Source organism: Flavobacterium sp. NRK1, assembly GCF_024054175.1.
GTDB lineage: Bacteria > Bacteroidota > Bacteroidia > Flavobacteriales > Flavobacteriaceae > Flavobacterium.
In genome coordinates this window covers 1,314,338-1,334,786 of record NZ_JAMXLA010000001.1, presented here as the reverse complement: position 1 = coordinate 1,334,786, position 20,449 = coordinate 1,314,338, and the positions used below count along the sequence as shown (strand labels likewise).

Below are 20,449 nucleotides of genomic sequence, written 5' to 3'. Positions count from 1 at the left end.
ATTCTTTTTTTATTGTGCTATCCATGATTCCGGATTAAGATAATTCATATTCTGAACTATGAAGAACTTAAGAACTGTTTTACCTGAACCAGGATAGGTATGTATGGTTCCTATAGTTTGTTTTGTAGAAACCTTATCTCCTACACTTACATTTACCGAAGCAAGATTATAGTATATGGTCATGAAATCACCATGCTGAACAGTAACCGCCTTAGTACCCGATATGATCTGAATAAATGTTACCTTACCATCAAAGATCGCTCTTACCTGAGCACCTTCTTTAGTAGTGATCTCAATATTTTTATTATCTACAATTACACCTTTTTCAAGCGGGCTTTCATGCGTTCCGAATTTAGATGACACATAGCCTTCGGCAACCGGCCACGGCAGCCTGCCTTTATTTGCTTTAAAATTGCTTGCTATAAGTTTCTCTTCTTTAGTCAATACAATTTTAGTAGGTTCTTTTTTAGCAGCAGCAGCTATTTCTTTCTTTTCAGATGCAGAACTTGCTTTTGCTGCGGCTTTTCTGTTAGCTTCAGCAATAGCTTCTTTAATCATCTTGTCTATTTTCCTGTCTATTTCTTTTGCTTCCTGTTTCTTTTTCTTTATTTCGGCAGCATATTTTTTCTTGTCCTTACGAATGTTTTTTATAAGCTTTTCCTGTTCATCTTTGTCTTTTTCCAGTGTTTGCTTTTGTTTTTCACTTTCTGCAAGAAGCTTTTCTTTTTCCTTTTTCTGGCTTTTTAACTTTGTAATACGGCTCTCGAGTTCTTCCATTTTAGCCCGTATCTCATCTCCCTGAATTTTTCTGAAAGTAGCATATTGTTTCATATACTGCATACGCTTATACGCCTGAAGAAAATTTTCTGAAGAGAGTATAAACATTATACGGCTTTGTTCTGACCTGCTTTTATAAGCTTTAACAATCATATTTGCATAATCTTCCTTAAGCACTTTAAGTTCTCTGTTCAGTTTATTTATACTAAGCTGATTGGCATAAATATCATCTGAAAGCAAACGGGTTTGTTTACTGGTAGTGCTAATAAGGTTTTGGCTTAGCCGTATCTTAGCATTATTCTCTTCTATTCTGCTGAGTACTGATTTTTCTTTAGTCTTGCTTTGAGATTCAAGGTTTTGCAGATCCCTCATTTCTTTTAATATCTGTGCTTTCCGCTGCTCAAGCTTTCGCTGCTGGGCACTCTGGCTCCATCCGCAGGCAGTAAAGCCAATGAAAAAAATAATAAGAAATAATCTGGTCATGGTTATGATACGGTTTAATCTATAAATATCTGGTCAAATCCTTCGGGAACATTATACGGAAAAGTAAGTTCTTCGTCAAAGGTAACAGTATTATATTCTATGCTTATGTTGATTCTGTCTTTTTGTTCTGCTTCTATCTTGATAGCTGTAGGCAATACAGCACCCGGATATTCTTTATGCGCAGGATAACTTATTTCAAGGTTTCGTGCATCTATACCATTCTGCATAACAACTTCTTTTTTCAATAAAAAGTTTGCTGCTTCAAAAAAGAACTGCTTACTAATGGCCGATCTGTCCATAGACTGTAATTTGTGCTGCCCGTTTTCAATAGTTGCCATATATTTCCCTTTAGTAAGGTCAAATATTGCTTCTCCGGTAAGCATGTTCTGCACTTTTGCATAATCCAACTCTGTACCCAGCCATTGGCTTAATGCTGCATAATTACCATCAAAATAGGTATTGTTTATTTTTTCATAGTAGCTCACTCTTGAAGGAGTAATAATGGCTTTTGCCATCGTAATTCCTAAGAAACGAATACTTACCAGTATAGCTTCATCTTTTTTAATACGTATTTCGCTATTGAAACTATAAGAATCTTTATCTGACTTATAATCTGCCGAAGCCTTGATTAAAAGTGTTTTAAAATTCTTAGTGTTTTTATAATGCCCCTCTATAATTTCTTTTACTGCTTTTTCTTCGTTTGCTGCTCCTTCTGCAATTACAGCCTGTTTAGTTTTACAGGATGCAAACGATAAAGTTACAAGCAATATGGCGATGCTTTTTCTCATTAATTACTTTTAGATTTTTCAAGTTTAGCCTGTCTTTGCAGCATTGAATCTTTTTTCTTTATATCTCCAAGTGCACTGTAAGTTTCTGTAAGCTGTTTGGTAATTTTCAGTTCCAGTTCGGGATCTTCTACTACAAAATCAATGCCTGTTTCCAGATAATCTTTTGCTTTTGCAAATTGTTTAACCTGATTTGCGGCAAACCCTGCAAAATAATACAGGCGCGCCTGCGTAGGATACAGGTCTATATACTCTGCAGCTTTTTTTTGCAAATTATCATATTGAGCGCTTTCAGTATAAGTATAAAGTAATAATTCTACCGTTTCTATATCATCAGGTTTTAAAGATAAGGCCTTTTCAAAATAATATGCAGCCTCAGGATATCTTGCCTTACTAAAAAAGAATTTTCCTATTTCTTTAGGTACATTTATCTGCTGGTCATCTTCAAAATAATTTACCGCCTTTTCAAGATCACCCGCATATTGAGGATTATTGCTCGCAAAAATCAGGAACTCGTTAAGCACCCTGTGTTTTATTTTACGGTCTATCTTTTTGCTCTCCAAAACCCTGAACATAGATTCGGCAGCTTTTTTGCCCTCATTATTACTCAGGTTGAATTTAAAAAGGCTTACCTGTGCCCAGTCAGATGTTGGTATTTCCTTCTCTAGTTTTTTTGCTACTTCCTGTGCCTTTTGTTCCTGGTTGCTTTCCGAATACAGATAAATAAGCTCAATGTAATTGGATTCCTCTTTCGGATTTTTTTTAATTGCCTCTTCAAGCGATTCCTTCTGAGGTTTCCTGTAGCGGCTGTCGCTTAATATCTGCAATTTATACATTTCACGCTTTTCAGACATTCCAACTGTCTGCTCCATCTCATTTATAAGATCAAGAGCTTTGTCAAACTGCTGCGTGTACATATATAATGATACCAGATCTTCCTGAAAGAATTCTTTACGCCATTCTGTAAGCTTTTGTACTATAGGTATAGATTTATTAAAATCTTTAGTCTCATAATATACATCATAAAGACTCTGCCAATACCATCTGTTAGTCGGGTCTATATCTCTTGCTTTCAAAAAAGCCTTTTCAGCTTCCGGATAATTTTTCATTGCCAGGTAATTTATTCCCAGCTCATGATATATTACTGCATTATCAGGCTCCTTAACAAGGCATTTTTGCAATGACTGAATTGCTTTATCATAGTTTTCAATCCCTTTCTGTTTTAATGCCTCAAAAAAATTATCTTCAAATTCATTTTCGGTCATTGCAATGTCATCAGGTTCTTTGTCTTGCTGGGCATGCATAACTGCAGGACTCAGCATTGACCCCGATAACATTAAACTATAAAAAAGGATTTTAAATTTCATTTGCTTATTCTATAACTGAATAGTCACCAATGCTTATACTGGTAAATTTACCGTTAAAAGCAGCGTGGTTACCTATCATACCATTATCTAAAATAGCATTTTTAATAACCGCATGTGTTTGTACAAGGCTGTTTTTTATTATACTGCTTTCTACCTTTGAATTATCACCCAACGACACATTAGGGCCGATAGTAGAATTTTTAAGCACTACATTTTCACCTATAAAACATGGTGGTATAATAGTACTGTTTTCCATTTGTACTTTGTCAGAAACCAAATTAACGCCATCGCCCTGTAAAAATCCAAGCATACGGGAATTAGTTTCTACAGTTACATTCTTGTTTCCGCAATCCATCCATTCATCTACTTTACCGGGAACAAATTTCATGCCCTTCTCCTTCATATTTTCCAAACCATCTGTAAGCTGGTACTCACCACCTTTTACAATATTATTATCTAATAAATATTGTAATTCATCACGCAGGGTTTCTCCACTCTTAAAATAGTAGATCCCTATAATAGCAAGGTCAGATACAAAATCTTTAGGCTTCTCAACAAAGTCTACAATTTCATTTTTATCATTAAGCTTAACCACTCCAAAAGCGCTTGGATCTTCTACCTGTTTTACCCAGATAACACTATCTGCTGTAGTATCTAACGTAAAATCGGCTCTGAAAAGTGTATCGGCATAAGCCACAACTATAGGTCCGGTCATAGATTCTTTAGCACTCATAATAGCATGGGCAGTTCCCAAAGGCTTCTCCTGATAATAAATTGTGCCTTTAGCACCCAGTTTTTCGGCTATAGCTACAAGGTCGGTTTCTACCTGCATGCCAAAATCCCTGCTAACTATAAATGCGATTTCATCAATTTTTTGGTTTAGTACCCCCGCTATATCTTCTACAAGCCTGTGTACGATCGGCTTGCCCGCAATAGGTATTAATGGTTTAGGTACTGTAAGTGTATGTGGGCGAAGACGCGAACCGCGTCCGGCCATTGGAACAATAATTTTCATTTAAATATTGGTTGTTGTTTGTTGTTTTTATTTTACGCCTGTGCTTCCAAATCCGCCTTCCCCACGCGAAGTTTCGGTAAGCACTTCTACTTCCATCCATTCGGCACGCTCATGTTTGGCAATAATAAGCTGGGCAATCCGTTCACCATTTTCTATGGTATAAGCCTCATTGGATAAATTTACTAAAATTACACCAATTTCACCCCTATAATCGGCATCAACAGTGCCGGGACTGTTAAGTACTGTTATGCCCTTTTTAAATGCAAGTCCGCTTCTTGGGCGTACCTGCGCTTCATAACCAATTGGCAATTCTATGAATAATCCTGTTTTTACCAGTGCCCTGCCTAACGGAGCCAGTACAACAGGCTCTTCTATATTTGCCCTAAGGTCCATCCCTGCCGAAGCTATCGTTTCATAATTAGGTAATGCGTGACCTGATTTGTTTATTATATTAATCGTCATCTTTAAAATTCTGTATTATTTTCTTTTTAATATTTTTTGCAATGTTTCTTTTTCGCCTTTGTAAATTATGAACATAAATACCATAAGCGATACTATTCCAAATATATAAGTTTCCCTGAATATTTGTATATAAAATGAAAGGCATGAGAGTGTTACCGAAAGCCCTAAATAAAGGCAAATCTTTTTTACATCATACGGAATAGGATAATATTTATTCCCTAACCTATACGAAATAAACATCATTGTGCCATAGGCACATATTGTAGCTATTGCAGATCCTACATAACTTATATATTGTATTAGTACAAAGTTAAGCACAAGTGTTACTACCGCCCCGATAATTGATATATAAGCTCCCATTTTTGTTTTATCTGAAAGTTTATACCATACCGACAAATTATGGTAAATACCAAGAAAAAAATTAGCCAGTATAATTAACGGCACCACAGTCATAGCTTCCCAGTATTCCTCGCTTCTTATAAATAATATTTTCAGCACATCGGCAAACACAACTACACATAATAAAATTGCAGAACCAAATATTACAAAATATTTGGTTATAAGAGCATACGTCTGGGGTGCGTTCTCATTTTTAGCATGGCTAAAGAAAAAAGGCTCAATACCGAGCCTGAAGGCAGTAGCAAATAATGTCATGAATAACGCTAATTTATAACATGCCCCATAAGCGCCTACATCTTTTTCGGCCTGTGCCGCCGGAAGTAAATAATCAAGCAATATTCTGTCAAAGGTTTCATTAATGGCAAAAGCAATACCTGCAACCATTACAGGAAGCGCATATACCATCATCCTTTTCCACAATTCTGAATTAAAGTGCCAGGAAAGTTTTAAATAATGAGGTAAAAGAATTAAAAATGTAGTCAGACTGGAAATCAAGTTAGCGACAAATATATATCCTACTTCAAAATCATGCACATAAATACTGGAAAGGAAACTACCCGGATGTTGAGCCGCTAATTTTGGCAGTGAAATTAGAAAAAACAGATTAAGTCCTAAATTGATAGCAACATTACCTATTTTTATTAATGCATAAAATACCGGCCTGCCCTCTGCCCTTAAACGGGAAAAAGGAATGATAACCAGTGCATCAAGCACTAAAATCCAAATTGTATAGGTAATATACTCAACATCTATACCTGAAAGCTTCTCAAGGTAATTTCTACCCAGGAGCGCTGCGCTTAAAAAAAGCAATGATGACCAGAATAATGATATTGTAGAGGTACTCATTACAGCTTTTTTATTGTCGCTATGAAAAAACCTAAAAAAAGCAGTTTCCATACCATAAGCAAGAACAACATTAAAAAGCACGAGCCACGAAAAAATAACCTGAACTTTGCTGTATTCAGCAATATTCATGACAGAAGCATCAGTATATAAAGGTGTTAGTATAAAACTAAACATACGTGGTACAACAGTAGCTATACCATAAATCGCTGTCTGCTTAAAAAGATTCTTATATAAGCTCAAAAAAGTAGTTGGTTTTAGTTATTAGCAAAAGTAACTATATTTTGTAGCATTATAAAAACTACACAATAAAAGAATAATTGTATAAATCATAAAATATACATAAATAAAAGAGGCTGCCTTTTAGGCAGCCTCTTTATCAATATGCTTGTTTTGTATCTTAGTTGTTCAATGCCTCTGCTCCACCTACTATTTCAAGTATCTCGTTTGTAATAGCAGCCTGACGGGCTTTGTTATACGTAAGTTTAAGCTGATTCCTTAATGCTGTAGCATTATCGGTTGCTTTGTGCATTGCCGTCATACGTGCGCCATGCTCAGAAGCAAAAGAGTCACGTACTGCTTTATACAACTGTGTTTTTAACGAAAGCGGCACAAGGCTAAGTACAATTTCTTCTTTTGTTGGCTCAAAAATATAATCAGTAGCAGCATTAGCTGCTTTTTCATCTGCTGCTGCAGGCTCAAGCGGAAGGAATTGCTCTGTTAAAACAACCTGAGTAGCGGCATTTTTAAAGTGGTTATACACCAGCTCTATTTTGTCATACTCTCCGGCAGCAAACTTATCCATAAGCAATTGCGCAGCTTCGGCAACATTTTCAAATGTAAGGGTATCAAACAGTTCGCTTTTATTACCTACAATATTACAGGTTTTTTTAAGCACATCGTTACCTTTTTTACCAATAGCCAAAACATCAACCTTTTTGCCAGCATAACCTGCCTGAAGGTTTTTAATTTGTTTTATAACATTGGCATTAAAAGCACCGCATAACCCTCTGTTTGAAGTAATGGCAACAATAAGCACATTATTTACCGGTCGCTGCTCGGCAAATATACCCCCATTGTCGCTGTCTAGGGTAGCACTAAGGTTTTGCAATAGCTCAGTAAGCTTTTCAGAATAAGGCCTCATAGCCGTAATAGCATCCTGTGCTTTTTTAAGCTTGGCTGCAGAAACCATTTTCATCGCACTTGTAATTTGCATTGTGGATGAAACGGAAGCAATCCTGTTACGTATTTCCTTTAAGTTTGCCATTTTATAATGTAACAATTAATCAGTTAACCAATGTAATAATTGTTACATTGATTAACTGATACATTAGTTTATTAATATTTCGCTGAAATTTCAACTGCTGCTTTTTCAAGCACGTCTGTAATTTCATCTGTAAATTTACCTGCTTTAAGAGCATCAAGCGTAACTCTGTGTTTAGCATTAAGATATTCTATATAGTCTTTTTCAAACTCTTTTACTTTGCTAACCGGTACATTTCTAAGTAGGTTTTTAGAACCTGCATAAATAATTGCAACCTGATCTTCTACAGTATAAGGGTCGTTAACAGCCTGTTTAAGTATCTCAACGTTTCTACGTCCTTTTTCAATTACGTTTAGCGTTACAGCATCAAGATCTGAACCGAATTTAGCAAATGCTTCAAGCTCACGGAACTGTGCCTGGTCAAGCTTAAGCGTACCTGCTACTTTTTTCATTGATTTGATCTGAGCATTACCACCTACACGGGATACAGAGATACCAACGTTGATAGCCGGACGTACACCTGAGTTGAATAGATCTGACTCAAGGAATATCTGACCATCTGTAATTGAAATTACGTTTGTTGGGATATATGCAGAAACGTCACCTGCCTGAGTTTCGATAATAGGAAGTGCAGTTAATGAACCACCACCTTTAACGATTGGTTTTAACGACTCAGGAAGATCGTTCATGTTTTTAGCAATATCATCATCTGCAATAACTTTTGCAGCACGCTCAAGTAATCTTGAGTGAAGGTAGAATACGTCTCCAGGATAAGCCTCACGTCCCGGTGGCCTTCTTAATAGAAGAGATACCTCACGGTAAGCAACTGCCTGTTTAGATAAATCATCATAAATGATTAATGCAGGACGGCCTGTATCACGGAAATACTCACCAATTGCAGCACCTGCAAACGGAGCATAAACCTGCATCGGAGCAGGGTCAGAAGCATTAGCAGCAACAATAACAGTATAAGCCATTGCGCCTTTTTCTTCTAATGTTTTAGCAATACCTGCAACTGTAGAAGCCTTTTGACCTACAGCTACATATATACAGAATACCGGTTTACCAGCATCATAAAATTCTTTTTGGTTAAGAATGGTATCAATACATACTGTAGTTTTACCAGTCTGACGGTCACCAATTACAAGCTCACGCTGGCCACGCCCTACAGGAATCATAGCATCAATAGCTTTAACACCTGTTTGTAGCGGCTCAGTTACCGGCTGACGGAAGATAACTCCCGGAGCTTTACGCTCAAGAGGCATCTCATAAAGGTCACCACCTATTGGGCCTTTACCGTCTATTGGGTTACCAAGTGTATCTACCACACGGCCTACCATTTGCTCACCTACTTTAAGTGAAGCGATACGCTGTGTTCTTTTTACTGTAGAACCTTCCCTGACACCAGTTGAAGGACCTAGCAATACCACGCCCACATTGTCTTCTTCAAGGTTCAATACAATAGCTTCTAACCCGTTTTCAAACTGAACCAACTCACCATACTGTGCGTTAGATAGTCCGTAAACACGGGCAATACCATCTCCTACATTAAGAACTGTTCCCACTTCTTCTAATGTAGCACCCGATTCAAAACCGGACAATTGTTTCTTTAATATTGCTGAAATTTCAGCAGCTTTAATTTCTGCCATGTTACTTTATAGTTTAAACACTTTTAGTGCGATAAAATACTTAATTACTTAATTCTCTTCTTAATGTTGTCAGTCTGTTTGCTACAGAAGCATTAAACTGCTTATCCCCTATTCTAAGAATAAATCCTCCTATTATAGCAGGATCAACTATATTTTTTATGGTAATTTTCTTGTCTGAAAACTCTTTTATCTTAGCCATTACCTTGGCTTCAAGATCATCGGTAAGAGGAATAGCCGTTGTTACGGTTGCAACCTCCACACCATTAAGTACATCAAACTGGGCTTTATACTGTTCTGCTATAAGCGGAAGTATTTCAAACCTTTTATTTTCATGCAGCAAGTGAAAAAGCCCCTGAGTAATATTTTGCGTAGCTGCAAAAATTTCTTTCAAAGCAGCCTCTTTAGCTTCTGCCTTCACCACCGGGCTGTTAACAAAATTGCTAAGCTCGGTATTATCTTTAATAGTAGATGCTATAAGGGCCATGTCTTCATTTACCTGACCTGCAGCTCCTGAAGCCTGAGCCATATCCAGGATAGCCTTTGCATATCGTATTGCAGCTCTTGAACCTGTCATATAGCTATTAGTTTAATTTTACGTCTTCAAGCATTTTCTCAACCAATGAAGTTTGAGATTCCTTATTAGACAATTCGTTTCTAAGAATTTTTTCAGCAATTTCAAGAGAAAAACCAGAAACCTGATTTTTAAGCTCAGCCATAGCAGCATTTTTCTCGCTTGCAATAGCCGCTTTAGCCTGCTCTATCATTTTTTCACCCTGCACAGCAGCCTCAGCTTTTGCATCAGCAATCATTTTGTCCTTAATCTCTCTTGCTTCTTTAATCATAGCATCCCTCTCAGCACGTGCTTCGTTAAGAATTCTTTGATTATCAGCTTGCAGGTTATGCATTTCTTTACGTGCAGCTTCAGCAGCAGCAAGCGCATTAACAATACCAGCTTCTCTGTCAGCAATAGCTGTCATAATTGGTCTCCATGCAAATTTTACAAGAAGTAAAATAAGCACTACAAGTATAATAGCCATCCAAAAGAATAAGCCTAATGAAAAATCGTTTACTAATTTCTCCATCTTAAATAGATTGTATGTTTGATTTAATTTTTTCTAAGCAAAACAACACCTGTAACCAACCGTTACAGGTATTGTTAAATTAGCCTTTATTATTTTCCAAGGATCAAAGCAGCAAATGCTAGACCTTCTAATAAAGCAGCGATGATAATCATCGCAGTCTGGATTTTTCCAGCAGCTTCTGGCTGACGAGCAATAGCGTCCATTGCAGAACCACCGATTTTACCTAAACCTAAACCTGCACCGATTACTACTAAACCAGCACCGATTAAATTAAGAGTTCCTTCCATGAGTGTATATAAATAAAATTAAACTTCTAAATTAAATAATTATAGGCTCTTCATCTGTATGACCATCATGGTCTTCTTCATGATGATGCTCCTGAACCGCCATACCAATGAACAGCGACGACAGCATTGTAAAAATAAATGCCTGAAGAAATGCAACCAAAAGCTCAATTACAGAGATAAACAATGTAAGGCCTATAGATATTGGCATATCAGCCGCAAGGTTTTTTCCAACAAACATCATTGCAATTAAACTCATTATTACTACGTGCCCTGCTGTAATGTTAGCAAACAAACGTATTAAAAGAGCAAAAGGTTTAGTAAGCGTACCTAATATTTCTATTGGCATTAAAACTATTTTCATAGCTACAGGCACATCCGGCATCCAGAAAATATGTTTCCAGTAATCTTTATTAGCACTAAATTGTGTAATAAAATATGTAAATAAAGCAAGACATACCGTAACAGAAATGTTACCTGTAACATTTACTCCCAGTGGGGTCATACCTAAAAGATTCAGTATCCAGATAAAGAAAAATACTGTAAGCAAAAAGCCCATATATTTTCTATACTTTTTCTCACCTATATTTGGTATAGCAACTTCTTCACGAATAAATATAATAAGAGGCTCAAGCACCCTACCAAAACCTGTTGGTATAGGCCCTTTTTTATAAGACTTGGCTAAACCAACAAACATGAAAAACATTAAAGCCGACACAAATAACATTGTAACAACATTTTTTGTTATTGAAATATCAAATGGCATTGCAACTGTTGGATGATGATGCTCATCTAATTTTAAATCTCCTGTTGCGTCAGTCTTATAAATTTTACCATGATGAAGCGCATAATAATTACCATCTACTTCAGCCACTTTTTCACCGTGGTGAAATTTAGATGAAGAGAAAATTTTTAAGCCATTATCAATAAGAATCACAGGAAGTGAAAAACCATAATGCTTACCTGTTTCAGAATCTGAAAAGAAAGTAAAATCATGAGCATCCTGAAGGTGATGTTCAATATATGCATCTATAACATCCTTTTTACCAGCCGGCGCATGTTCGGCATGACCATGTTCAGCTTCTGCGTGAATTGCCGCAGGGGCATGTTCAACAGAAACCTGTACTGTATCGTTTGCAGAATTTGCAAAAGTGATAAAAGGAACTACAGCAAAAAGAGCTGTTAATGTATTTTTGACTATTCTTCCGGGTAACACCATCTTATTAAATATCTTAATTTTACGGTCCTAAAATTTTGTGCAAAGGTACATTTTTAATTAATATTCCAAGAGGTAAGCCAAAATTTTTTTCGTTTAATTTCAGATAATATTGCTCTTTATTACTTATTGTTCAATAAACGAGCTGTATAATAAACTTCAATTGCTAAAAACAAAATAAAAATCACAAAAAAATTAACTTTTTCTGTAGGATTTTCTCCCGACCGGGCAAGTATAGGGCGTACAAAAATATAACTTACTCCCATCTTAATACTGGTTAACAGCAAAAACACATAGCCTATCTGCCCGCTGTTTTTAGCTCCCACTTTTATAAGAACTGCCAGTATCATTAAGGAAAGGATAAAAAATAAAAGATAAACTACAGGTAAAGGATAAACAAAGTTTTCCATTGCCCCTTTTAAATCCGGAATTTGGTAAACAAGAAGATTGATTATTAAAAATGCTGCTGCCATAACAGCTGTTTTAACAAAAATACTAATGTAGTTTTTATCCATTTATTATTTATTGAGTTGATTAACCTGCCTGATAACATTGTATAGTGCTATAAATACGCCAATAAGGGTAAAAATAATGCGGTTCGTATTTTTTACATTTCCATACTCACCATCAATCCAGCCGCCAAGCCAGGAAAATAAAAAAATAATAATACCCATTTGTAAGGGTATATTAATAAGTGCTATCCACTTATTGCGTTGTTTTTTATCCGGGTTGCTGCTGCTCATTATGCTTAGAAGTTTGCTCTGTTGTAATCATACTGCATGTTGCTGTAAATTCAGCTCCGGGTTCTACAGACAGTTTTGCTGTTACAACTTCCCCAATTATATGTGCCTTCGATTTTACATTTAACATTTCAGCAACCTCAATCTTCCCATTAAAGCTGCCTTCTATGTCGGCATTTTTACATTTAATATCTCCTGTTACGCTTCCGGCAGGGCCTATTACAATTTTGCCTGTAGTAGTAAAATTTCCATTAAGTTCTCCGTCAAGCCTAAAGTCTGCCTGTGAAATAATATCTCCTTTAATAATTGTGCCTTCTACTATTCTGTTGGTTTTGCCAAGCAGATCGGTATACGGCTTTTGTTTTTTTTCAAACATTCCTTATTCTATTGCTAAAAATTCGGTAAAATTCTTTTTTATCTGTACAACTTTATAGTCTTCGCTGGAAATGATTACCGGAGTTTCGGCAACCTTATATTTTTTATAATCTTTCAGTACAGAAACAGCATCTTCAGCAGCAAGCTTACTTATAAATCCATGTACCACCAACATATTTTCTGTTACAGTATATACGTCGTTAGTAATAACAATATAATTATTAAGTCCTTCTTTTATAAATTTCTGTATTTTATCGCTAAGTGGTTTTATTCTTGGGTCATCTGCACTGTCAAATTTAAATACAATTTTCCAGCTTGCCGCAGGCTGTCCAAATGCCTGGCTCTCAAGAACCGGAATATCGTTTTTCAGTATTGCTTCAGCTTCTTTACCTTCCTGGCTGTTAGGGTAATTAAGTGCTACAAAGTTTAGTCCTTTTTTATACTCTTCCACACCCATAAGCCTTGCGGCAGCTTTTACTTTAAGCAATTCAAATTTAGATGCAATCTCTTCGCCTGTATAATTATCTATATAATCATCAATTTCGGCATAAACTTCCCTAACCTTACCTTCCTCATATTTTTTGAAAAGTGTAGCATAAGCTACTTCAGGAGAAAGATTTCTTGCAGCGTCTGACGTAGGGTTTTTAATGATCTCCGCATATCGGCTGTCCGGATATTCGGTTAATATTTGCTGTTTATAAACTTCTGCTTTGGTAGGATCTATTATCTGGTATATTTTATATAGGTTGTATTTAGATGGAAGTATAAGCCTTTCTTCAGGATTGTTTTGCAACAATACTTCAAGCTTGTCAGCTGCAAGCCTGTATTCTTTAAACTTCTCCTTATATATAGAGCCTAACTGATAGTAAGCAAAATTGCGTTCTTTAGCAAGACTGTCTAATACTACCTGCGACGTAGGTAACTGAGAGATATAAAAATCTGTAGTAAATCTTGGCTCTACTGATTGTTCTTTATCCGGTTTAGCGTCAGTTTCTTCTGTTCCTGCAACAGCATCTTCTGTAGTATTGTCTTTTTTATTAGCCTGTTCTGCCGACCAGCGCCAGTTTTCGGTAAGTTTTCTGTTACCCCATTTCTTTTTAAATTCAAGTTTTCCATAAGAAACGGTTGATGGTGTATAAAAGTAAAATTTACCACCTACTGCACCAGTTGCTGATCCTCCCGGCGGATCGAAAGAATTAGCACTACTACTCGCTGCATTTCTTGCAGCTAGTCTTGAATCCATAGCGCCTGCAAATCTTCCCGCACCTGCTCCGCCGGCATTGGCAAGGTTTTCCTGTCGTATTGCCTCTTTTTCAAGCCTCTCTTTCTCTATCTCTTCTTTTTCTTTTAGCTTTTCTATATAATCTTCATAATAGGCTTTTCTGGCCGGTTCGTCCATGGCAACAACATTCAGTATGCTGTCATTTGTCTTAGCTATGGCTTCATATTTTATAACATCTTCAAGGTTGTCCCTTTTCTTTTTAATACTTCTGTATTCTCTTGACCTGTTATCAAGATACACCATTGTACTATCATAATACATTCCTGCCATAGGATATTTTGCCGCCTTAAAATTAATTTCGGCAATATTCCTGTAGTTAGATGCTGTTAAATAACGATCCTGAGAATTTGCTCTTAACGATTTGTTATAATATTCTGTAGCCCTTTCGGTATCATTTTGCTTATCATAAAATAAAGCAACCTGATGATTTATAATATCAAGGTATGGCCTGTTCTCTCTGTCTTTAAGAAGTTTACGATACTTCTCCATAAAGGCCAGCGTGTCTCCTTTTTCATAATCAAACTGCCCGGCCTGCATAGCATGTGCCTGAATAACATATCGCCTTGGCGATTTCCTTTTCATATCAATTACCCTCTGATACTCAACATAAGCACTATCGGGCATTTTTTCCCTACTGTACAGTTGTCCTAATATAAAATGGTACCTGGCTTTTTGTTCGTTGTTTTTAGTAAATGCAGCAGCATTTCTTAAAACAGTTATAGCACTGTCGCGTGCCTGCATTTTTAAATAACCTTCGGCAAGAATAGCGTTGGCATCAGCAAAAGTCTGCTCGCTCATTACGTCTTTTTTCTGCTCAATTAATTCTTTAAGGTTTCTAACAGCTATACCTTCATTATCAATACGGATGTTTGTTTTTTCCCTCCAGATTTTTGCATCATCAATTTTATCACTTGAAGGATATTTTAAAAGTATATAATTAAAAGCCTCTAAAGCAGGTAGAAAGCGGTTTTCATAATACCTGGCTTTTCCTAATAGTAAGTGAGCCTCATCAATTTGCGGATTCCTTTCGTTACCGCCAATATTCATAGAGTGTTTTTGTATTGCTTTTGTAGCTTTTTCTTCCGCTCTTTTAAAGTTTGTAGTTTGGCCCGGAGCCTGTTGAGTAGGTGCCGTTGCATTAAGGCTGTTGTCTTTCCCTCCCTTTGCTCCTAATGTTGATCCCATAGGATTTTTTGACAATTGTGAAAATTGTGAAGCTTTAGAACCAGCCCCAGAAGGAGATGGTGATGGAGGCAATGCAGATTTTGCAGGTGCGGAAGAGGGCGCTGCGCCAGGAACATCTGCTACAGCAGTAACCGGCTGCATCCTTTCTACAGGTAAAACATCCCAAAAGTTATCCTGGTAGGTAGACGTAAGTTCTACCAGTCCTGCATCAAGGGCAAGATTACCATTGTAAAGTACATTATATTCGGTAGTAACAGCATGATAGTTGCGGTTTACAAACGAATTTTTTTTGGTAGAACAGGCTATAACCAAACCTACTGCACCAAAAAGAAGGAAATATTTAGAAGTACTGGTTTTCAATGTGAAAGCTTTTTTATCCTTAACTTTTAAAATCTTACTTTAGTATAAAAGAGGGTAAAAATACGGTTCTTTTTGTTATATGAAGATTTTTTAGCAAAAAAAATCCCCCTTATTGCCATAAGGGGGAGTATATAATTTATACCGCAAAAAACGTTTCGAGTTCCCTGAGTGTTTCCTGAGAAGTTTGAATATCTTTTACAATTTCGCCTTTATTAAGCGCTACAATTCTGCTGCTTACTTCTATAGTATGGGCAAGGTCATGGCTTGATACAAGTATGGTAACATTTTTATCATCGGCCAGTTCCTTAATTATCTTCTTTAGCCTAAACTGCGTAGTAGGATCCAGATTAGCAAAAGGCTCATCAAGAATTATAACCTCCGGGCTGCCTATTAATGTTGCAATAATACCCACTTTTTTCTGGTTACCTTTACTAAGGTCGCGCAGGTATTTCTTTTTATTAAGTATCTCTCCGTTAAAAAAATCTTCATGCTTTTTTAGCAAAGCATCTACATCGGCTTTGTTTCGCCCGCGCAGTTCGCCAATAAAATAAAAGTACTCTTCGGGAGTAAGGTAGCCAATCAGGAAAGTCTCATCAAGAAAGGCAGATGTAAATGGTTTCCAGGCCTCGCTTTCGTTTACCTGTATATTTTTAGATTTTATATAACCTGTAGTTGGCTCAATAAGATCGAGTAACAGGCTGAATAATGTTGTTTTACCGGCACCATTATTACCTACAAGCCCAAAGCTTTCGCCTTTTTTAATTTCTAAATGTCCTATATTAAGTACGGTTACTCCGTTATATGTTTTTTTAAGATTTGATATTTGTATCATGGTAGTAAGATGTTTTTAGTTTTGTTGTTTATAAGCTGCAAGCGTGGCATATTTTTCCGATTTATATACCTTTTCAATTTGTTTAAATACCCAGTTCCTTAAAGCAAAACCCAATATTCCCGCAATAGCTACAAAAGTAGTTCCTGCCAATGGGCTTATTAAGTAATATCCTGCAGCATAGAATAGTACCGGGAAAAGAAGTTTGGGAAACGTTAGCAATAATGATTTCACATTAAATGCTTTTTTATCGCCAAAGGCACGTTTACTGCTTGCCAGATCAAGAGGTGTTTTTATAAAAGCACCACCTAATAATACCAAATGCGAATTGAAACCAATATTATATATTGCTGCTGCAAGAATAAGCAGATAGTAATCTATCCCGAAATAAAGATAGAATGATGCAAGTACTGTACTTATTACTGTTCCTATAACCACCAGCCACCACTTAGATGCTATATATTCGCGGTATTGTATGTTCTGGCTCATCATTAACGGATAATAAGCACTATCCCAACTAGGTACAAATTGCCCAAACGTAAACAGGAATCCACCGGTAACAAATATTCCTCCGAATATTTTCCATGTTGGGGCACTATATACTTCTACAGCGCCGGTGCCAAAAAGAAGCCCGTAAAAAAGAAACATTACACTAGCCAGAATTGTACCTCTGGATCTTTTATTCCTTAATATCAATTTTATATCATTCTTAAGAAAAGTACCCATCAGGCCAAATTTATTAAGCCATGTATAATCTCTGGTTTCTGCTATTTCATGTTTTCCTTTAAGCCCTGTATCGAGATAAAGCGATTTTGAAAAATAATTAAAACAGATATAGTATAGCCCTGCTAAAATTGCTACAGGTATAAGAGCCATATAATAAGTAGAATAGAATCCGTAATAAAACACCGATGTTACAAGTGTAATATCAAAAAAGCTATAATACTGTATAAGCAGCAACCCGCCAAAAATAATGGCAACTGTCCAGAATACCCAGTCTTTATCATTGATAAGGATATTAATAAAATTGTTTGCATAAATAAGCGACATCATGCCTATATGCCAAAGCACTACATTTACAGGATCATATCCCTCTACAAGAAGCACTATAGAAAATGGTACAAAAAAGAAAGCATGTACTATATTAAAAAACGAAAGCGCTGTTTTACCTAATGCAAAATTCACAATAGTCCCTCGTTTAATAGGCAGTGTAAGCAAAGGCCTAATATTAATTACAGGCATTTTTTGTAAAAAATAGCGTATAAGCAAATCAAATATCATATAAAATATAACAAACTTGCTTACCACAACCAGCGGATCCTGATGCAGCTCTTTCTTAATTAAATAATAAGTGCCTACACCTGCCAGTAAAAATATTGCTGTAAAATAAAGTGCCCCAAGTATCATAAATACTTTAATGACCATATTGGCGGCGAAAGAAGAAGCCCTGGAAAATGATTTCCATTCCAGGCGAATGAATTGTTTGAACATGTAATTTAGATGTTGGTTTAGTAATAGGTAATCAAAATAAGCAAAACGTTACACTTTTACTTATAAAAATTACAAATTATATTCAGGATAGGTTTTTAAAAGATGTTCCTGTGCTCTTGTGGGAATTATATAAAGCACGGTATAAAGATAAAGTGAAAATGCAGCTAAAAGCAATGTTATAATATACTTTGCAACAATACCCGGCTCAATATTATCATAAGCGTGAAAAAGCACCTGATATGGTATATATATAAATGCAGCCACACCGCCGCACCTCATAATAATATCTTCAAACAGCCAGCGCCGACCGGTTTGTTTTAATCTCTTTCTGTATTTTATATTCATTGCAACAAGGCGGTAAATACCCGCAAATGTTACAATTAATAAAAGCGTAGTATAAATAGTTACACTATATTCAAGTGATTTGAAAATTCCGAAAATAAGTAAAATCGTTATTGCTATTTTGGGCAATTTGAAAAACTGCTTAAAATAACTCCACATAAGCCTGTGGTACTTTTTAGTAAGTGCCAGCTGCCTTTGTTCTACCACATCCATAAAGCCGAATACTCCAAATTTTTTAAATTCTATGTTAAGGGCTTCATTAAAATCAAGGTCAGGATTAATTATCCAGCGTTCTTCAATAGCATTGGCAAGATGGTCTGCAAGTTCGCATTGCAAATCATAATGCTCTACAAAATGCTTACGGGTAAAACCCATAAGATCAGTAAATTGTTCTGCCGATATTTTTCTTAGTTTATTCATTATTAAACCTCAGCTTATACATTTTTTAAGTTGTAAATACGATTGAATACTCTAAACTATAATCAATATATTCCACACCCGAATTTTACAGATAGCTGTCTATAAATTTTATTTGATATTATATTAGCTTAAGCATTATAACGCAATTTATATACTGTTTTTAAACGACGTAAGGTATAACCCATTACTGCCGAAATTGAAATCAGGGAAGTAAAATAAAGTATTGCTATAGTATCAGATGCTGTTTTATCTATAAAATTAATCATAAATAAACCCGGGAAAAAGACAAATACATTTAGCACTGCCAAACCCTCCCCTGCCGAGTATTGGTCACGTTTTTTTAAAATATTGTAAACGCCCGGGAAAGATAGCATACCATTAACTGCACAGAAAATTAAAAACATTATTGTTATAAAAGATTCTGTTTCTATAACTGTACTTAATCCTGATACTATCAAATATACAAGCGCAGAAAAGGAGACGAAACGAATTGTGATAATATTTCGGAAAAGCGATTTATAGGACTGTAACCATGCAGCAAAAATATATTTTCTGTTAAACCGGAGCAGTTCTTTTTTATGCCTGCCTATATATAGCTTAAGATTCCTGTCAAAATCACCTTCCATTTCCTCTAATGCAGCTGCTATATGATCAGTCATTTCATGAAGTATATCTACATAAAGAAAACCGACTTTTTTCAGTGCTGCTTCAATTTCCCCTATCTGTTGTTCTGTAAGTTTAGACATATTTATTATTTTGTAATATAAGTGAAGATCTATACGTTAAATAGTATCCCGTTAATCCCATACTTAAAGCAACTACTCTACATAACAGGATAAAATTCGTTTCATCCACAAAACGGTGTACCTGAGTAAGAAGTAAAAATGGCAATAGATAATAAAATTGCGATATATGTACAAGCCGTTTAAAAAAAGGGAAATTAATATCCAGCCATTTTTGTCCTACTAATATTAAGAGCATTAATAACATCATTATTCCTTCAATAAAACGATATACCCATATATTTAATGTTGACAGGAATACTAATCCAAAAACTACTCCAAAAAATAGTAGCCCGCGAAAGCTATAAAACTGCTTAAGTACAAATTTTCTATTTTGTTTATCCCTAAGTTCTTCCTGTTGCTTTATGTTAGAAAGAAGTTTAACTTTAAGATGAGAGTTCATGTAGGTTTTAATAGATATATTAACATCCTTCGTATTTTCATTTAATTGTTCTTCAATTGCGGCTGCAATATGGTCAATCATTTCTGTTTTTATGTCATCATAAAATATCCCGTCTTTATCAAGATATTTTTCAATTATTATTATTTGATCAGATGTAAGTTTCATAGCTTAAAACTGTAAATCAGGTTTTGGCGAAGGGTTTACAAGGTTTTGCATATTTCTTATAAACTCTTCTAGCTCGGCAAGTCGGTTTACCGTTTCCTTCGTACCGCTTTCTGTAAGCTTATAATATTTGCGAAGCCTGTTATCCACTTTTTCAACCTCAACATCCAAAAATCCATCGGCCTCCAGTTTATGCAAAGCCGGGTATAATGCACCTTCGGTAATAGTAAGCTCACCTGCCGTTATAAGCTTAACCTTTTGAGTAATTTCATAACCATACATTCTGCCATTTTCTTCTAATAGCTTCATAATTATAGTATTAAGGCTGCCTTTATATAATTGAGAGTTTTTCATTTAATAATAAATTCGTTGCCACAAATATATACATAATTTTCTTATGCATGATAATTTTAGGTATTATTTTACAACAGGTTATTTTATAAAGCTGTTTG

General features: G+C 35.7%; 22 protein-coding genes. All 22 read right to left on the bottom strand.

Annotated elements, in window-relative coordinates; all coding sequences use genetic code 11:
* Positions 1–9: 9 nt before the first annotated feature.
* The 22 genes from NHE85_RS06290 to NHE85_RS06185 all read right to left on the bottom strand — a co-directional run bounded on the left by NHE85_RS06290 (position 10) and on the right by NHE85_RS06185 (position 20,351).
* Positions 10–1,260 (bottom strand): murein hydrolase activator EnvC, encoded by a 1,251-nt coding sequence (locus NHE85_RS06290; protein ID WP_252810777.1) that lies wholly within the window; start codon positions 1,258–1,260, stop codon positions 10–12.
* A gap of 14 nt (positions 1,261–1,274) precedes the next feature.
* Positions 1,275–2,048, bottom strand: a complete 774-nt coding sequence (locus NHE85_RS06285) for a DUF4292 domain-containing protein (protein WP_252810775.1) — start codon at positions 2,046–2,048, stop codon at positions 1,275–1,277.
* The gene (locus NHE85_RS06280; protein ID WP_252810773.1) at positions 2,048–3,412 is read right to left on the bottom strand and encodes a lipopolysaccharide assembly protein LapB; all 1,365 of its coding nucleotides are present in this window, start codon (positions 3,410–3,412) and stop codon (positions 2,048–2,050) included. Before NHE85_RS06280 ends, NHE85_RS06285 begins: the two co-directional genes overlap by 1 nt.
* Positions 3,413–3,416: 4 nt before the next feature.
* Complete coding sequence (locus tag NHE85_RS06275) at positions 3,417–4,427, bottom strand: sugar phosphate nucleotidyltransferase (RefSeq protein WP_252810771.1); 1,011 nt, start codon at positions 4,425–4,427, stop codon at positions 3,417–3,419.
* Positions 4,428–4,454: 27 nt separating this feature from the next.
* Positions 4,455–4,889: a dUTP diphosphatase gene (gene dut / locus NHE85_RS06270; protein WP_252810769.1), complete on the bottom strand. Its 435-nt coding sequence runs from the start codon at positions 4,887–4,889 to the stop codon at positions 4,455–4,457.
* A gap of 15 nt (positions 4,890–4,904) precedes the next feature.
* Positions 4,905–6,374: a polysaccharide biosynthesis C-terminal domain-containing protein gene (locus NHE85_RS06265; RefSeq protein ID WP_252810766.1), complete on the bottom strand. Its 1,470-nt coding sequence runs from the start codon at positions 6,372–6,374 to the stop codon at positions 4,905–4,907.
* Between the two features lie 157 nt (positions 6,375–6,531).
* The gene (gene atpG, locus NHE85_RS06260) at positions 6,532–7,398 is read right to left on the bottom strand and encodes an ATP synthase F1 subunit gamma (protein ID WP_252810764.1); all 867 of its coding nucleotides are present in this window, start codon (positions 7,396–7,398) and stop codon (positions 6,532–6,534) included.
* Between the two features lie 71 nt (positions 7,399–7,469).
* Positions 7,470–9,044, bottom strand: a complete 1,575-nt coding sequence (gene atpA, locus NHE85_RS06255) for a F0F1 ATP synthase subunit alpha (RefSeq protein ID WP_252810763.1) — start codon at positions 9,042–9,044, stop codon at positions 7,470–7,472.
* A 40-nt stretch (positions 9,045–9,084) separates the two neighbouring features.
* Entirely contained in the window at positions 9,085–9,618 is a 534-nt protein-coding gene (atpH, locus tag NHE85_RS06250) for an ATP synthase F1 subunit delta (RefSeq protein ID WP_252810761.1), read from the bottom strand.
* Positions 9,619–9,625: 7 nt separating this feature from the next.
* A complete protein-coding gene (locus NHE85_RS06245; protein ID WP_252810758.1) occupies positions 9,626–10,126 on the bottom strand; it encodes a F0F1 ATP synthase subunit B in 501 nt (166 codons plus the stop codon).
* 89 nt (positions 10,127–10,215) lie between these two features.
* Positions 10,216–10,413 (bottom strand): ATP synthase F0 subunit C, encoded by a 198-nt coding sequence (gene atpE / locus NHE85_RS06240; RefSeq protein ID WP_057670617.1) that lies wholly within the window; start codon positions 10,411–10,413, stop codon positions 10,216–10,218.
* A 31-nt stretch (positions 10,414–10,444) separates the two neighbouring features.
* Positions 10,445–11,629: a F0F1 ATP synthase subunit A gene (gene atpB / locus NHE85_RS06235; protein WP_252810756.1), complete on the bottom strand. Its 1,185-nt coding sequence runs from the start codon at positions 11,627–11,629 to the stop codon at positions 10,445–10,447.
* 119 nt (positions 11,630–11,748) lie between these two features.
* A complete protein-coding gene (locus tag NHE85_RS06230) occupies positions 11,749–12,141 on the bottom strand; it encodes a hypothetical protein (protein ID WP_252810754.1) in 393 nt (130 codons plus the stop codon).
* 3 nt (positions 12,142–12,144) lie between these two features.
* The gene (locus tag NHE85_RS06225) at positions 12,145–12,369 is read right to left on the bottom strand and encodes an AtpZ/AtpI family protein (protein ID WP_252810752.1); all 225 of its coding nucleotides are present in this window, start codon (positions 12,367–12,369) and stop codon (positions 12,145–12,147) included.
* Positions 12,347–12,742, bottom strand: a complete 396-nt coding sequence (locus tag NHE85_RS06220) for a polymer-forming cytoskeletal protein (protein ID WP_252810750.1) — start codon at positions 12,740–12,742, stop codon at positions 12,347–12,349. The genes NHE85_RS06225 and NHE85_RS06220 overlap by 23 nt, the downstream gene beginning before the upstream one ends.
* 3 nt (positions 12,743–12,745) lie before the next feature.
* Positions 12,746–15,568 (bottom strand): gliding motility protein, encoded by a 2,823-nt coding sequence (locus tag NHE85_RS06215; protein WP_252810748.1) that lies wholly within the window; start codon positions 15,566–15,568, stop codon positions 12,746–12,748.
* Positions 15,569–15,704: 136 nt separating this feature from the next.
* Positions 15,705–16,400: an ABC transporter ATP-binding protein gene (locus NHE85_RS06210; protein ID WP_252810745.1), complete on the bottom strand. Its 696-nt coding sequence runs from the start codon at positions 16,398–16,400 to the stop codon at positions 15,705–15,707.
* A gap of 15 nt (positions 16,401–16,415) precedes the next feature.
* Positions 16,416–17,888, bottom strand: coding sequence for a DUF5687 family protein (locus NHE85_RS06205; RefSeq protein ID WP_252810743.1), 1,473 nt, complete (start codon positions 17,886–17,888; stop codon positions 16,416–16,418).
* 69 nt (positions 17,889–17,957) lie between these two features.
* The gene (locus NHE85_RS06200; RefSeq protein ID WP_252810738.1) at positions 17,958–18,650 is read right to left on the bottom strand and encodes a hypothetical protein; all 693 of its coding nucleotides are present in this window, start codon (positions 18,648–18,650) and stop codon (positions 17,958–17,960) included.
* A gap of 128 nt (positions 18,651–18,778) precedes the next feature.
* The gene (locus tag NHE85_RS06195; protein WP_252810731.1) at positions 18,779–19,396 is read right to left on the bottom strand and encodes a hypothetical protein; all 618 of its coding nucleotides are present in this window, start codon (positions 19,394–19,396) and stop codon (positions 18,779–18,781) included.
* Positions 19,389–20,000 (bottom strand): hypothetical protein, encoded by a 612-nt coding sequence (locus tag NHE85_RS06190; protein WP_252810729.1) that lies wholly within the window; start codon positions 19,998–20,000, stop codon positions 19,389–19,391. The genes NHE85_RS06195 and NHE85_RS06190 overlap by 8 nt, the downstream gene beginning before the upstream one ends.
* Positions 20,001–20,003: 3 nt before the next feature.
* Positions 20,004–20,351, bottom strand: a complete 348-nt coding sequence (locus NHE85_RS06185) for a PadR family transcriptional regulator (protein WP_252810726.1) — start codon at positions 20,349–20,351, stop codon at positions 20,004–20,006.
* Between the last annotated feature and the right edge of the window lie 98 nt (positions 20,352–20,449).

Coding starts and splice junctions, on each gene's coding strand:
- NHE85_RS06290 (WP_252810777.1), bottom strand. CDS start 1,260: ATGACCAGATTATTTCTTATTATTTTTTTCATTGGCTTTACTGCCTGC.
- NHE85_RS06285 (WP_252810775.1), bottom strand. CDS start 2,048: ATGAGAAAAAGCATCGCCATATTGCTTGTAACTTTATCGTTTGCATCC.
- NHE85_RS06280 (WP_252810773.1), bottom strand. CDS start 3,412: ATGAAATTTAAAATCCTTTTTTATAGTTTAATGTTATCGGGGTCAATG.
- NHE85_RS06275 (WP_252810771.1), bottom strand. CDS start 4,427: ATGAAAATTATTGTTCCAATGGCCGGACGCGGTTCGCGTCTTCGCCCA.
- dut (WP_252810769.1), bottom strand. CDS start 4,889: ATGACGATTAATATAATAAACAAATCAGGTCACGCATTACCTAATTAT.
- atpG (WP_252810764.1), bottom strand. CDS start 7,398: ATGGCAAACTTAAAGGAAATACGTAACAGGATTGCTTCCGTTTCATCC.
- atpA (WP_252810763.1), bottom strand. CDS start 9,044: ATGGCAGAAATTAAAGCTGCTGAAATTTCAGCAATATTAAAGAAACAA.
- atpH (WP_252810761.1), bottom strand. CDS start 9,618: ATGACAGGTTCAAGAGCTGCAATACGATATGCAAAGGCTATCCTGGAT.
- NHE85_RS06245 (WP_252810758.1), bottom strand. CDS start 10,126: ATGGAGAAATTAGTAAACGATTTTTCATTAGGCTTATTCTTTTGGATG.
- atpE (WP_057670617.1), bottom strand. CDS start 10,413: ATGGAAGGAACTCTTAATTTAATCGGTGCTGGTTTAGTAGTAATCGGT.
- atpB (WP_252810756.1), bottom strand. CDS start 11,629: ATGGTGTTACCCGGAAGAATAGTCAAAAATACATTAACAGCTCTTTTT.
- NHE85_RS06230 (WP_252810754.1), bottom strand. CDS start 12,141: ATGGATAAAAACTACATTAGTATTTTTGTTAAAACAGCTGTTATGGCA.
- NHE85_RS06225 (WP_252810752.1), bottom strand. CDS start 12,369: ATGAGCAGCAGCAACCCGGATAAAAAACAACGCAATAAGTGGATAGCA.
- NHE85_RS06220 (WP_252810750.1), bottom strand. CDS start 12,742: ATGTTTGAAAAAAAACAAAAGCCGTATACCGATCTGCTTGGCAAAACC.
- NHE85_RS06210 (WP_252810745.1), bottom strand. CDS start 16,400: ATGATACAAATATCAAATCTTAAAAAAACATATAACGGAGTAACCGTA.
- NHE85_RS06205 (WP_252810743.1), bottom strand. CDS start 17,888: ATGTTCAAACAATTCATTCGCCTGGAATGGAAATCATTTTCCAGGGCT.
- NHE85_RS06200 (WP_252810738.1), bottom strand. CDS start 18,650: ATGAATAAACTAAGAAAAATATCGGCAGAACAATTTACTGATCTTATG.
- NHE85_RS06195 (WP_252810731.1), bottom strand. CDS start 19,396: ATGTCTAAACTTACAGAACAACAGATAGGGGAAATTGAAGCAGCACTG.
- NHE85_RS06190 (WP_252810729.1), bottom strand. CDS start 20,000: ATGAAACTTACATCTGATCAAATAATAATAATTGAAAAATATCTTGAT.
- NHE85_RS06185 (WP_252810726.1), bottom strand. CDS start 20,351: ATGAAAAACTCTCAATTATATAAAGGCAGCCTTAATACTATAATTATG.